9 protein-coding genes are annotated in these 14,496 nt (G+C 63.8%); 1 reads left to right on the top strand and 8 read right to left on the bottom strand.

What is annotated here, in order from left to right:
* Nucleotides 1–16 precede the first annotated feature (16 nt).
* The 5 genes from ACEN98_RS22585 to ACEN98_RS22565 all read right to left on the bottom strand — a co-directional run bounded on the left by ACEN98_RS22585 (nt 17) and on the right by ACEN98_RS22565 (nt 8,595).
* A complete protein-coding gene (locus ACEN98_RS22585; protein WP_413387180.1) occupies nt 17–2,875 on the bottom strand; it encodes a TonB-dependent receptor in 2,859 nt (952 codons plus the stop codon).
* Between the two features lie 353 nt (nt 2,876–3,228).
* Nucleotides 3,229–4,494, bottom strand: a complete 1,266-nt coding sequence (locus ACEN98_RS22580; protein ID WP_413387178.1) for an MFS transporter — start codon at nt 4,492–4,494, stop codon at nt 3,229–3,231.
* A 33-nt stretch (nt 4,495–4,527) separates the two neighbouring features.
* Entirely contained in the window at nt 4,528–5,172 is a 645-nt protein-coding gene (pgmB, locus tag ACEN98_RS22575; protein WP_413387176.1) for a beta-phosphoglucomutase, read from the bottom strand.
* A complete protein-coding gene (locus ACEN98_RS22570; RefSeq protein WP_413387173.1) occupies nt 5,169–7,526 on the bottom strand; it encodes a glycoside hydrolase family 65 protein in 2,358 nt (785 codons plus the stop codon). The genes pgmB and ACEN98_RS22570 overlap by 4 nt, the downstream gene beginning before the upstream one ends.
* 61 nt (nt 7,527–7,587) lie before the next feature.
* Entirely contained in the window at nt 7,588–8,595 is a 1,008-nt protein-coding gene (locus ACEN98_RS22565) for a LacI family DNA-binding transcriptional regulator (protein WP_413387172.1), read from the bottom strand.
* 255 nt (nt 8,596–8,850) lie between these two features.
* Between ACEN98_RS22565 and ACEN98_RS22560 the strand changes: the two genes are divergently transcribed.
* Complete coding sequence (locus ACEN98_RS22560; RefSeq protein ID WP_413387171.1) at nt 8,851–11,298, top strand: TonB-dependent receptor; 2,448 nt, start codon at nt 8,851–8,853, stop codon at nt 11,296–11,298.
* Nucleotides 11,299–11,365: 67 nt separating this feature from the next.
* Here ACEN98_RS22560 and ACEN98_RS22555 read toward each other — a convergent pair whose 3' ends face one another.
* From ACEN98_RS22555 to ACEN98_RS22545, 3 genes are all read right to left on the bottom strand, one after another.
* The gene (locus ACEN98_RS22555; RefSeq protein WP_413387170.1) at nt 11,366–12,568 is read right to left on the bottom strand and encodes an MFS transporter; all 1,203 of its coding nucleotides are present in this window, start codon (nt 12,566–12,568) and stop codon (nt 11,366–11,368) included.
* Nucleotides 12,569–12,786: 218 nt separating this feature from the next.
* Complete coding sequence (locus tag ACEN98_RS22550) at nt 12,787–13,347, bottom strand: porin family protein (protein ID WP_413387169.1); 561 nt, start codon at nt 13,345–13,347, stop codon at nt 12,787–12,789.
* A gap of 225 nt (nt 13,348–13,572) precedes the next feature.
* Complete coding sequence (locus tag ACEN98_RS22545; protein WP_413387168.1) at nt 13,573–14,385, bottom strand: prohibitin family protein; 813 nt, start codon at nt 14,383–14,385, stop codon at nt 13,573–13,575.
* Nucleotides 14,386–14,496: the final 111 nt, after the last annotated feature.

Genomic DNA, 14,496 nt, shown 5'->3' with positions numbered 1-14,496 from the left:
GTTCGACCCCAGGGCCTTACAGCTTCCAGCGCAGGCCGACCGCGACCGAACGTCCGATCTGGAGCGTACCGAAATTGGTCAGCTGCGCGTTACCCGCAGTGCCGAAATGGTAGTACGCCTGCTGCACTTCGTTGGTCAGGTTGACACCACTGATGTCGAGCGTCGTGTTGTCGTTGATCTTGTAGGAGATCTGCATGTCGACGCTCTTCTCCGGATGACGCCAGATACCGATCGGATTGGCAAACAACGCGGCTTCGTTGCTGGCCAGGAAGCCGGAGCGCCAGACCTGGGACAAGCGCGCGCTGACCGGGCCCTTTTCGTACGCCAGCGTGGCGTTGTAGGACTTGTTGGACACGCCGAAGAACGGCGTCTCGAGCTGCGAGACGATGTCGCCGGCATCATTAACCTCGGGCACGTTCTGCGACGAGGTGAGACGCGTATAGCTGGCCTGGATGCCGAAGCCGTCCAGTGCGCTCGGCAGCCACTTCGGGAAGTAGATCAGGCCGATCTCGGCGCCCTTCATGGTGCCGTTCGAGGCGTTGGTCGGCGAGTTGATGACGTAGTCGTAGCCGTTCGTATGGTCGCCGCCCGAGGTCGAGTTGCGGAACGGATCGTTCGCCGGATCGACGTGGACCTTGCGACGCAGGGGCACGACCAGGCCGTCGATCTTGCGCTTGAACAGCGTGCCGTAGAGTGCACTATCCTTCTGGAAATACCACTCACCCGTCAGGTCGAGGTTCTTGGACTGCGTCGGTTTCAGGTCGGGATTGCCGCCGCTGCCCGAGCCGTAACCCACCTTCGACACGTCGTCGGCGAGTTGATAGACAGGGTTCAGGTCACCGAAGCCCGGGCGGCGCAGGGTTTCGCCATAGTTGAAGCGCAGCACGACGTCCTTGGACGGGTCGTAGATCAGGGTCATGCTGGGCAGCAGCTTGCTGGTCGACTTGCTGGCACCGGTCGCGGTGACCGCCTTCGTGGTGGCATCGACCTTGTAGAAGTTCATGTCGGTCTTGACCTTGACGTAGCGCACGCCGAAATTGCCGCGCAGGCGATGGCCGAACAGGTCGTTCTGGGTATTCCCCATCAGGAACAGGTTGGTCGTCTTTTCATCGACATCGAACGTCTTCTGCAGGCTCAGTTTATCCGTCGTCTGGAAGTTCGCGTCGACCGAGTTGTAGAGCTTGCGCCAGTCGTCGATATGATCGCGGATGTAGTAGGCATTGGGCTCCACCCACGAGCGCGGAACGTCCGAGATGCCCGTGCCGAAGCCCGAGTTGACGATGGAATACTCCGGACCCAGCGAGGCGAGGTTGCGGTTCAACGCAGCCGATTGCGTCCGGTTGGCTTCCGACGCCTTGCGGTCGTCGAAGCGCGCACCGAACTGGATCGTCTGCAGCGCGCCCCAGTCGGCATCGAAGACGCCCGCCAGGCTGGCCGTCGCGGCGCTGCCCTTGTTGCGGTTGGCGTTATCGAAGAACTGCGCGACATTCCACTTGCTCGGGTCGGCCAGGTCGGCATCGTTGTTGAAATGGAACGCCGTGTTGTTGCTGCCGTCATTGAACTTGACGTTGATGGACGGCGCAACGCGATCGATGCGGGTGGCGGTGAATTCCGAGTGGAAGGTACTCGTCTGGTACGACACGTCGCCTTCCAGCTTCAGGCGGTCGCCAATATCCCATTTGCCGTTCAGGGCATACACGTAGGAATCGGTTGCCGACGTGGTGTAATCGCCGCTGTTGAAGCCGTAGACGTTATTGACCGTACGGCTTTGGATGATGTTCGTTCCCGGGAACGTCGTGATCGAGCCCGCGGGGTTGGTGCCGAGATCGCCCCACCAGTCGACGAAGCTGAACAGCAACTTGTTGAACGACTTGTTACGATAACCGTTGTACATCGATTCGAACGTGTAGACCGAATCGCTGTTCGGTTTCCACTGCAAGGCGATATTGGCGGAAGGACGCTCCCGCTCGCCCTGCAGGTCGCTCTGGAAAACTGCGTCACGCGACAGGTAGTACGGATACGCCTTGCCGTTGAAATTCAGCGTCGAACCCGCGGCGGTCGGCAAGCCGGTACGCGTACCGGGCGTCCAGACACTGTTGTCGAAAATGCGCTGCAAGGGCGTATAACCTGCGGGGTCTTCCGCGGCATTGGGGCTGGCGAACGGCACCATCGCACCCGGCGTCACGCTTTCGTTGCGGTATTTCGTCTTGGTATCCGACAGATTGACCAGGGCGCCGAATTCGCCGAAGCCGGTTTGCCAGCGGTTGCTCAACATGCCGCTGAGCTGCGGGTTCCCCGTTTTCGCGGGATCGAGATAGGTTTCACGCGCCGACAGCGAAATTTTCGAACCCTTGAAATCGAACGGCCGCAGCGACTTGACGTCAATCTGGCCTGCGATTCCGGTTTCCAGCTGGCTGGCGTCGCGCGTCTTGTAGACGTCGATCTGGCGCACCAGGGTCGACGGAATGTCCTGCAGCGCGACCTGCGTGCCGGAGGCGGTAAAAATGGTGCGGCCGTTCCAGGTGGTCTGCACGTCGGGCATGCCACGGATGGACAGGGTGCCGACTTCGCCGCCGGCGCGGTCGGTGACCTGGATGCCCGTCACGCGCTGCAGCGCTTCGACGACATTGTTATCTGGCAGCTTGCCGATGTCGTCGGCGACGACCGATTCCACGACCTGGTCGTTGGTGCGCTTGATCGCCAGGCTCTTGATCAGCGATGCCTTGACGCCCGTGACGACCACGGTCTCGACCGGCTCGGTCTTTTCGGGTGCGGCTTGCGCCCATACGGAGGCGCTGGTGAGCAGGCCGGCGCCCATCAACGCGGTAACCGACATCTTCAGGGCCAAAGGACGTGCAGATAATTGCGATTTCATACGTCTCCTGTGTTTCTAGTTATAGAAATATTGACTTCTCGACTGGCATGTTTTGAATGTTAGAGACGCGGCAATGATCGATCCAATGATTTTTTCTGGCTTTCCCATATCGGTTTTGATATCAAACCAAACTTAGTGACAACAAATTGGGAGTCGATTTTGCGCGCGATCAAATGGCGCAAAAGCGGTTCCCCAGAGGGAAACGTAGTCGGATGGGCGGGAAAAACGGGGGCGATCAGCCGCACATGCGGCGGCGATCACGAGGCGGCACATGAAATGCCGCCATCAGGAAGGGACAGGTCAGAACGTAGCGGATCAGCAACAAAGATGTCCTTGCGGATCCGTAAAGGAGGTCAAATCAACTCGTGCGGCCGGGCCGTCCACGCCGCGCCGGCGGTCTTTTCGACCTGCCGCTTGAACGCGTACAGGCTTCCCACCATCAGCACGATCGGCACGAGCGTCAGGTAGAACGCGAAGTGCCCGTTCACGTGGCCGAACACATACCCCGTGATCAATGACCCCGTGGTGCCGCCAAGCGCCGAGAAGATCACGAGCAGGCCCGTCATCGGTGCGTGCTGGTGGCGCGGCAGGGAACTCAGCATCACGGAATTGATGCCCGGGTAGATCGGCGCCATGAACAGGCCGATGAGCGGGAACAGGAACGCGGCGACAGGCGCCGTCGACCACGTCACGTTCGGATCGTGATTGACGCCGTGCGTGAGCGGCAGTGTAAGGAGCACCGTCGCGCCCATCGCCAGCATGCACACGGTCAGCACGGGATACCAGTTCAGGCGGCGCATCACGACGCCGGCCAGCAGGCGTCCCACCGCGAGGCAGCCCGCGAAGATGCTCGTCACCTGCACGCTCATCGTGGCGGGCAGCATCAGGATCTCGTTGTTGAACGTGGGGAGCCACGAACCGATCGCCTGCTCGACGAGGACGGACAGGAACGCCGTCAGCACGAACACGTACACGAGCGGCTGCACGAACAGGCGCAGCATCTGCAGGAAGTCGGCCGCCGGCCCGCGGCTGTCCGGCGGCGCGGCGCCGGCTTCGTCGAACGTCGTCGCCAGCACGAGCACGAACGTGGCCGCGCACAGCACGGACAACAGCCAGTAGACGTTCAGCCAGCTCGTCGACGCTGGATGATCGGCATCGATGAAGAAGCCGAAGATCCAGTACGCCGACAGCACGCCGACCATGAAGAAGCCCTCCAGCATGTTCGTGATGCCCGCATGGTGCTTGCGGTCACGCGCGACGAGGCCGATGGTCGAGTACACGGACACCTTCACCAGCGCGAACGCGACGCCCACGCACAGGAACAGCAGTTTCGCCGTCGCGAAGGCCGGGATCAGCGGCATCGCCAGCGTGGCGATGGTGACGATCGCCAGCGCCACCAGCATCGCCTTCTTGTAGCCGAAGCGCGGCAGGGTCGACGCGACGAAGAACGACACGATCGCGATCGGCAGGTCCTTGAACCCTTCCAGCACGCTCGCCGCGCCCTTGTCGACGCCGTAGGTGTGGATGACCTGCAGGATCACCGTCCCCACGCTGTTGAGCAGGATGGCGAACACGAAATAAATCATGAACAGGGCGAGCAGGATGCGTCGTTGGTTCATGTTGTCTCCAATGTGTTTTATGTTTTATGTTTTTTAGTAGTCCTGCAGCCGGAACGCGTCCATGGACGGTATCACACGGTCGGCGCGATGCAGCACCGCGGGACTGCCGACACCGACGGCGAACATGCCCGCATCCTTGATCGACGCGACGCCCGCCGCGGCATCTTCCACGCCCAGGCAATCCTTGGGATCGACGCCCAGGTGCGCGGCCGCCGTCAGGAAAATCTCGGGATCGGGCTTGCCGTTGACGATGGTCGCGGCGTCGACGACGTCGTCGAAGCGGTCGCGGATGCCCAGGCGGTCCAGCACCGTGAACGCGTTGCGGCTGACCGACGCGAGGCCGATATGGAGTCCCGCCGCGCGCACCTCTTCCAGCGCGCGCAGGGCGCCCGGCAGCAGATCGTCCGGGGTCATGGTCGCGATCAGTTGCTGGTAATGCGTGTTCTTCGCATCGGCCAACGCGCGCTTTTCTTCAAGCGTGTACGTGCGCGGCGCGCGTGCGAGGATCAGGTCCAGGGATCCCATGCGGTCGACGCCCTTCAGTTGTTCGTTGAACGCTGCGTCGAACGGCGCATCGACGCTGTCCGCGAGGCGCTTCCACGCCAGGTAGTGGTAGTGCGCCGTGTCGGTGATGACGCCGTCGAGGTCGAAGATGACGGCTTTGAATCTTGAAGTCATTGTGAGTTCTCCATGCGGATGTGGGCGCGCTGCGCGTCCAGGGCGATCGTGGTTCCAGCGTGCGCGAAGGTGAGGCTGGCGCCGCGCAGCAGGCGGTAGTCGGTGCCGGCGCCGTCGACCGCGACTTCCAGCAGCGCGCCGCGCACCTGCGCCTTGAAGCGGTAGCCCGTCCACCGGTCGGGAAGCGTCGGCGCGAAGCGCAGGCCCGCGTCGTCGAGGCGCATGCCGGCGAAGCCGTAGGCGACGCCGAGCCACGTGCCGGCCATCGCGGCCGTGTGCACGCCGTATTGCGTGTTCGCGTGCGTGTTGTCGAGATCCAGGCGCGCCGTCTCCATGAAGTAGCCGTACGCCTTGTCGCGGTAGCCGATCTCGCTCGCGACGATGCTGAAGATGCACGAGGACAGCGAGGAATCGTGCGTCGTCACACGCTCATAGAAATCGAAGTCGCGGCGCTTGTCGTCGAGCGAGAACTGGTTCGACAGCAGCAGCAGCGCCAGCACGACGTCCGCCTGCTTGCACACCTGGTGGCGATAGATCACGAGCGGGTGGTAGTGCAGCAGCAGCGGGTAATTCTCCTTCGGCGTGTTCGCGAAGTCCCACGGTTTCTTGGACAGGAAGCTGTCGTCCTGCTCGTGGATGCCGAGCGCGTCGTCGTACGGCAGGCGCATCGCGGCGCTGGCGGCGCGCCACGCCCGGATCTCGGCGTCCTCGAGGCCGATGGCTTGCGCCACGCGCGCGTAGTCCGCCGGGCGTTCGGCACGCAGGCGCTCCGCGACGTCCGCCGCGAACGTCATGTGCATGCGCGCCATCGCGTTCGTGTAGTAGTTGTTGTTGACGATGGCCGTGTATTCGTCCGGTCCCGTCACCGCGTTGATGCAGAAGCGCTGCGCGCGGTCGTAGCTGCCGATGCCCGTCCAGATGCGCGCCGTTTCCAGCACGATCTCGGCGCCCTGCTCCGCCATGAAGTCGAAGTCGCCGGTCGCCAGCAGGTATAAACGGATCGAGTACGCGACGTCCGCGTTGATGTGGTATTGCGCCGTCCCGGCCGGGAAGTAGGCCGAGCATTCCTCGCCGGCGATCGTGCGCCACGGGTACAGCGCGCCTTTCGCATGCGCCATCTGGCGGGCGCGCTCGCGTGCCTTCGGCAGGCCGTTGTAGCGGTACTGCAGCAGCGCGCGCGCAATCTCGGGACGGGAATACAGGAAGAACGGGAACACGTAGATTTCCGTATCCCAGAAATAGTGGCCTTCGTAGCCTTCGCCCGTCACGCCCTTGGCCGCGATATTCGTCTTGCCGTCGCGGCCGACCGATTGCAGCAGGTGGAACTGGTTGAAGTGCACGCCCTGCTGCAGGGCGTCGTCGCCGGAGATCGCCACGTCGGCGTCTTCCCAGAAGCGGGACAGATAGCCGGCCTGCTCGGCGGCCAGGGCATCGAAGCCGGCCGCGCGAGCCTGCGCCAGCTCGGCGCGCGCGTGCGGGCCGACGGCGTCCTGCGCCATGTCGCGCGAGCTCGCGTAGGCGACGTACTTGTGCACGGTGAACGTGGCGCCCTGCGCGACGTCGGCATCGAACGCGTGGCCCAGTCCGACCTGCTCGACGCGGGCGGCGCTGGACGGCACGGCATCCGTCGCCGTGGCCAGCGTAAAACCGCTGTGGCGCGTGCGCTGCAGCAGCAGCACGTCGTGTGCGCCGGGCTCGCCGCCCACCTCGCGCTGCGTCTCGATCAGCGACGCCCCAGTCAGCGCGGAACCGACGCGCGGATCGTCGCCGGCCTGCAGATTCGTCACGTCCGCATCGATGTCCGCGACGATGCGCACGCCCCCTGAAAAATTCAGCGGCGTGACGGCGTATTCGATCGCGGCGACGTGCTTGCGTGCGAGGGACACGAGGCGGCGGCTGGCGATGCGCACGCGCTTGCCCGTGGCGGTCTCCCACTCGACCGTGCGCTCGAGCAGGCCGGTGCGGAAGTCCAGCGTGCGGTCCCACGCGAGCACGTTGCCGGCGTCCAGCGCAAAGCGTTCGCCATCGATGACGGCCGCGATGCGCTTCGCATTCGGCACGTTCAGCATGAATTCGTTGATGCGGGCGAGGCCGTACGCGTTTTCCGGGTAGCGGATCGCTTCGGTGTCGTGGAAGCCGTTCAGGTACGTGCCTTCCAGCGTCTGGCCGGCAGCGCCGACGGTGCCTTCGTCCGGCGTGCCGCGCATGCCGATCCAGCCATTCCCCAGGGTGAACAGGGTCTCGTGCAGGAACGCACGCGCCGGGTCCAGCGCGTCTTCGCGGATGCGCCACGACTCGGCCGCGATGGCGTTATTGTTATCGATGTCATTAGTGTTATCGATGTCATCTTTCACTTCAGTTTCCTCGTCTCGTGCGCGGGGCGCGTTCTTCAAGCTTATGGGTGATGTAGCGTGATCAGGTGTGGCGTACGATCAGCGTGGTCGGCAGCATTTCCGAATGCGCCGGCTGGCCTTCGATCATGGCCAGCATTTTTTTCGCGAGCAGCACGCCGCCGTCGCGCAGGTATTGGTGGACGCTCGTGAGCGGCGGCACGAAGCTGGAGGCGCCCGGCGTGTCGTCGTAGCCGATCACGGAAATATCGTCGGGCACGCGCAGGCCCGCTTCGGTCAGCGCGCGGATGGCGCCCATCGCCAGCAGGTCGCTGGCGGCGAACAGGCCGTCGATGCTGTGGCCGTTCTTCTTTTTCAGGATCGACGTGACGCAGTCGAAGCCCGCTTCGAACGTGAATGCCTTCGGACGCAGGATGTGCACGGTGGCGCGGCCGGACAGCGCGTCGATGAAGCCGGCACAGCGTTCCTGCACCTCGGCGTGGTCGACGTCGCCGACGAAGATCAGCTTGCGCCGGCCCTGCTCCAGGAAGCGCTCGGCGACGCTGGCGCCGCCCTTGCGGTTGTCGGAACCGACGACCGTGTACGTGGCGCCTTCTTCCGGCGCGCCCCACACGACGAGCGGCAACGTGGTCTGCTGCAAGGCTTTCACGGCCTCGCCGTGCGAGCCCTGGCCCAGCAGGATCAGGCCGTCGGCGCCCTGCACCGGGGCCGTGTCGAGCAGCTGCTTGGACGTGAGCACGACGCTGTAGCCGGCGGTGGTGAGTTCCTGCGTGATGCCGCCCAGCAGTTCGAGCGGATACGGGTCGGACATCGGCCGGCCCTTCACGGGCGTCATCTCGACGACGACGGCGACGGAATACGACCGGCGCATGCGCAGGTTGCGGGCGCTGATGTTGAAGCGATAGCCCTGCTCCTGCGCGATCTTGCGAATCTTTTCCCGCGTGTTTTCCGTCACGAGCGGACTGTCGCGCAATGCCCGCGACACCGTGATCGTGGAGACCCCGGCGATCTTCGCCAGGTCTTCCATCGTCACGGCGGTATCGCCGGTCAGGGGTTTCTTCGCTTGCGCCATAGTCTTGTAAGCAATAGGTCGTGAGAAATAAGCTTGGGGTAGCGGTAACAGATTACTTGAGCGGGATGGATTATGACAGATTTTTTTGTCGTGTCGACAAAAAATGACATCGATAGCATTTTGATTGACATCGATGTCAATCCGATGTTTCAATGGCCAGACTTTCCTTGTCGAACCATCAATCGACAAGTAAATCGGGGAGGAGACGCCCCGCAGCCGGTTCCCAATCACTGAGAGCGTAAGATGAATAAAACAATGCTGAAAAACACCATGCAGTTCCCGCAACTGTCGGCAGTTGCCCTCGCTGTCCTCGCCCTCGTTGCCCAGTCCCATGCGGCCGCTCAGGACAATGTCCAGCAAGAAATCCAGCAAGTCGTCGTGACCGGTACGGCATCGGCCTCCGGCACGCGCAAGATCGACACGAGCTTCTCGATCACGACCGCGACCGAAGAGCAGCTGAAGCAGGCCGCACCGTCGTCGACCGCCGACGTGCTGAAGATCGTCCCGGGCGTGTATGCCGAAGCGACGGGCGGCCAGTCCGGCGCCAACATCGAAGTGCGCGGCTTCCCGTCGGGCAGCGACTCGCCGTTCGTCTCCGTGCAGATGAACGGCAACCCGATCTTCCCGGTGCCCGTGCTGTCGTTCTTCGAAGGCTCGTCCGCGTTCCGCCTCGATGACACGATCGAGCGCGTGGAAGTGCTGCGCGGCGGTCCGAGCACGATCTACTCGAGCGGCCAGCCGGGCGCCACGATGAACTTCATCATGAAGAAAGGCGGCGACGAGCCGGAAGGCAGCCTGCGCTTCACGACCGGTACCGGCAGCCTGCGCCGCTTCGACGGCGTCTACAGCGGCAAGATCGCCGACGGCTGGTACGGCATGATCGGCGGCTTCTACCGCACGACGAACGGCGTGCGCGACGCCGGCTTCCCGGCCGACGACGGCGGCCAGCTGTCCGCCTCGCTGACCCGCAAGCTGGACCAGGGAGAACTGACGGTCTACGCCCGCTCGACGTCGGACAAGAACGCGTTCTACACGGGCGTGCCGCTGATCTCCTCGAACAACGGCCACACGATCTCGTCGTTCCCCGGCTTCGATCCGCTGCGCGGGACGCTGATGAGCAACGAGATGCGCAACTTCACGGTGGAAGCCGGTCCGGGCAAGACCCTGACGTACGACCTGGGCGACGGCCGCGGCCTCTCGTCGAACCTGGTCGGCGCGGATTTCCAGCAAAAGCTCAACGGCTGGGACGTGTCGAACAAGTTCAACTACTTCAAGGGCGACCTGAACACGATCGCCATGTTCACGGGTAACAACCCGCTGAGCGCGGCCGACTACGTGAGCCAGGCCGTCTCCTCCGCCAACGGCAATTCAGCAGTGCTGGCCGCGGCGGGCGGCGTCGCTGCCACCGGCGGCGCAATTACGTACACGAACGGCGGGGGCACCGTCGCGGCCAACCAGCAGGTGGTGCAGGCGGGCCTGTGGGCCGTCGAGAAGAAGCTGCGCTCGTTCACGGACGAGTTCCGCGTCTCGAAAGACATCGGCAATGACAACACGATCACGGCCGGCGCGTATATCGCGAACTATTCGTCGCACGACGTCTGGTACCTGGGCAACAGCCACCTGATGACCGCGACGCCGAACGCGCGCCTCATCGACGTCAAGCTGAACAACGGTGCCGTCGTCTCGCAAAATGGCACGGATGGCAACGTGTTCTACGCGCCAATCGCCTCGTACGACGGCCGCAACACGGCGGTGTTCATCGCCGACGAATGGCGCATCAACGACCGCATCAAGGTCGACGCCGGCATGCGCCACGAGAAGCAGCACATCTCGGGCTCGATCTCGAACCTGACCTCGGTCGATCCGGACAACAATCCGCTGACGGTCTACAACAACGGCACGTCGACGCCGAGCGGCAGCTTCACGGGCCTGTCGCGCGACGACACCGCGAACTCGTTCACCGCGGGCGGCCTGTACAAGCTGACCAAGGATTCCAGCGTGTTCGTGCGCGCCAACCAGGGCCACACGTTCATCTACTTCGACGACCTGCGCAACGCCGGCACGCAGGATGTCGTGAACGACCGCAATCGCGTCCCGACGCCGAAAGTCACGCAGTACGAGATCGGCTACAAGACGGCGACGCCGCTGTACAGCGCCTACGTGAACGCGTTCTTCACGGACTTCACGGGCATCTCGTTCCAGCAGATCACGACGTCGGGCGTGCTGTATTCGGTGAGCGGTTCGCACGGCAAGGGCGTGGAATTCGAACTGGCGGTGCGTCCGATCGCGGGCCTGCAACTGCAGCTGACGGGCGACTGGCAGGATTCGACGTACAAGGACAATCCGACCATCGCCGGCAACCAGGTGCAGCGCCAGCCGAAGTTCCAGTACCGCTTCTCGCCGAGCTACCGCCTGCCGATCGGCGACTATGCCCTGCGCTTCTACGGCACCTACTCGCACATCGGCGCGCGCTGGGCGGACCAGCAGAACACCCAGTACCTGCCGTCGTATAACACGCTGGACCTGGGCATCCTGGCCGAGCTGTCCGACAAGCTGGAATTCCGCGTCACGGGCACCAACGTCAACAATTCGCTCGGCCTGACCGAGGGTAACTCGCGCCTCGTGGGCGCCAGCACCGGCCCGATCAACGCGCGTCCGATCTTCGGCCGCGCGTGGGAGGCGTCGCTGACCTACCGCTTTTAAGCCGACGTAACGCTTTACCTCCTCTTCTGCTGTACCCTCTTGGCGGGACTTCGGTCCCGCTTTTTTTTCAGGATTTGCGCGACAGCGCCACGGCCGCCGCCAGCACGACGATCGCGGCCACCGCATACGGCGCACTCGCCGCGACGCCGTACAGCCAGGCCGACGCCAGCGGTCCCGCCGTCCGGGCGATGGCCTGCTGCGCCTGGTTTGCGCCCTGCACTTCGCCCTGCCGTTCCGGCGGCGCGGCATTGGCGATCAACGCGCTCGCGGATGGCTGGAACAGGCCGTCGCCGAATGTGAAGACCGCGATCCCGGCCACGAGCAGCGGCACGATGGCGTGCAGCGGCAGCAGCGCGACGATGGCGAGGCCGAGTCCATTGATCGCGAGGCCGGCAGCGGCGACGCGGCGCTCGCCGAAACGGGTTTGCAGCCGCGGCGCGGCGAAGCCCTGGCTGACGATGTCCATCACGCCTACGCATGCCAGCACCAGCCCGATGCTGCCCGGCTGGAAGGCCAGCAAGTCCTTCAGCAGCACCGTCAGGTTCGCCTGCAGCACGGTGCCGCCCAGGGCGAAGCAGAACACGACCGCGAACAGCAGGCGCAGGCGCGATTCGCGCAGCGCGCGCAGCAGCTGGCCCACGGCGTTGAACTGGCCCCAATGCAGGCGTACGCTGCGGCGCGCGTGCGGATGGCTTTCCGGCATGCAGAACCAGACCAGCACGCAATTCAGCAGCGCCACGGCGGCCGCGCCATACAGCGGCGCCGACAGCGACACCTGGCCGAGGGCACCGCCCAGGACGGGCCCCACCATGAAGCCAAGGCCGCCCGCGGCGCCGAGCGTGCCGAACGCCGGACCGCGTTCGGCGGGACCGTGGGTGTCGGCGACATACGCATACAGGGCCGAGATGCTGCCGGCCGTCAGGCCTTCGATCACGCGGCCCAGCACCAATACCCATAACGCCCCGCCGACACCGAACACGGCGAATCCGAGGGCGGAGCCGCACAGCGACACCAGCATCACCGGCCGCCGCCCGAAGCGATCGCTCAGCGCGCCGAGCACGGGCGCCGCGATGAACGAACAGAGCGAATACAGGGCGAGGATAGCCGACACCCACCAGGCGACGTCGGGTGCCGCGACGTAGCGCGCCACCGAAAACGGCAGCACGGGAATGATCAGGGTGAAGCCGGCGAAGTTGAAGAAAACGGAGACGGCGATGATGCCGGTGCGACCGGTAAAGCGGAGAAAAAATGAGGATGACGATGCGTCCATGGGCTGCTCCTTGATCGACTGTTCGACCGGAGCGGCGCATCGACATGACGACCACACGGACGAACAGTTGGCGCCAACGGGCGCCAGTGTTCGTCGAGGGTTCGCATGCGCGGACGCATGAAACAGAGCTTTCGTTTCCGAAAGGACTTGGGCCTACCTATAACCAAGTCTGCCTTTTCCGACAACGCAAGTCTAACGTGGTTTTTCCTGACGGGCAATCAGAAGCCGACCTTCAGCCCCGCCGACCACACGCCCGCGCGCGCGCCGAAATCCTTGCGCTGGCCGTAGTTCTCGTACTCGCCGACGAGGGACAGCGTGTCGTTCAGCTTGTACTGCGCGCCCACGCCGGCATACACGTCGTTGTCGTTCTCCGTTGCCGAGTAGCCGATGCTGTTGCTCCACTTGCGCTGGCTGTGCGCGAGACCCAGCTTGCCGTATGTTGAGAAACGGTCGGTGATGGGCACCGTGTACTTCGCGGCGACGTACGCGCCGTACCCCTTCGTCGTCGTATTCACGCCGCCCGGGATGCTCGTCAACGCTTCCGAATACTGGCGGTCGCGGCTGGAGAAATTGACGTAGCCCGCTTCCACGCCCAGGTTGTTCGAGAAGTCCACGCCGCCGAAGATCTTCGCGTCGGCGTGGCGGCCGTCGGTTTCCCGGTTGCTGGTGCTCGCGACGCCCGCGCCGATATACGGCTTGAACGTCGTCGACTGCTGCGCGTGGGCGGCAGTGCCGGCGACGAGCGTGGCAGCGGCGAGGGCGAAGGTCAGTGCTTTCATGGCTATCTCCTGTGGTGGTGTGAGGCGCCACGATAGCAATGTGTTCAAGAACGAAACATTGGGGATTGGTAAGGATCTGTTACCGGTGTGCATATCAATGACCGGGAGATCAAATATGCATGCAGACAAGCGAACGTGCGTTGCAAGACGTAGCGCGGCGTTGACTGCACGATCCCAGCCATACGCCGACGCCACTCCTGTTTCACTTGCTTACGATTGCGAGGATCATTTAACGCCGTTGCTCACGTTGATGAACGGGACCGCACCACCCGCCACGCTGGGCAGCTTGCCATCCCACTTCTCGATCGCCATGCGCTGGTTCTCCATCTCGCGCAGGCGGATCAGTTCCGGCGTCACCTGCTGGCGCTGCACGGCCAGCGATTCGGCTTCGGCCTTGGCCTGGGCGACGCGCTGCTTCGCCTCCACCTCGATCCGCTGCAGGTCGCGTTCCGCCTTCAGCTTGAGCTGTTCGGCCGTCGTCTTCGCTTCGATCGCCTCATTGAACGAGCGCGAGAAATTGAAGTTCACGATCGAGAACTCGTCCACGACGATGCCGTGGCGCGCCAGCCGTTCGCGCAGCTGGGTGACGATCTGGTCGCGCACGTCGGTACGCTTGGCGATCAGTTCCTCGGCCGTGAAGCGGGCCGTGACGGCCTTCACCGCTTCCTGCACGGCGGGGATGATGATGCGCTGGCCCGGCTCGTTGCCCAGGTCGCGGAACACCGTCATCGCGGCATCCGGACGGACGTGGTAGTTCAGCGCCACGCGGGTGTGCACGGTCTGCAGGTCGCGCGAGGCGGCATCGCCATCGCCTTCGCCCTTCTGGATCGAGACGTTGACGAGGTTGAGCTTCTGCGCGATCGGCACGCGGAAGTGGATGCCCTCGCTCAGCACCTGGTCGCTCGGGCTGCCGAACGTCGTCATCACGCCGCGATGGCCCGCCGGCACCGTCCCGAACGGTGCCAGCGCGAACAGCAGGATCAGCACGACGACGGCGATGACAAGCTTCACGCCCGCGTTCAATGACACTCGATTCATTTCAATTCCCTTTCAGCTGTGGTTCCACCGATCGGCTCTGGATCGGCAGGTCGCCTTATATTGACGACGGACAAAGTGTAAAGCTGTCAGAGGAACAATAGAATCAGAAAT

Origin of the sequence: Massilia sp. CT11-137, assembly GCF_047302885.1 — a bacterium.
Lineage (GTDB): Bacteria > Pseudomonadota > Gammaproteobacteria > Burkholderiales > Burkholderiaceae_D > Telluria > Telluria orientalis.
The sequence above is the reverse complement of the archived record's forward strand: the minus strand, read 5'-3'. Positions and strand labels throughout refer to the sequence as shown.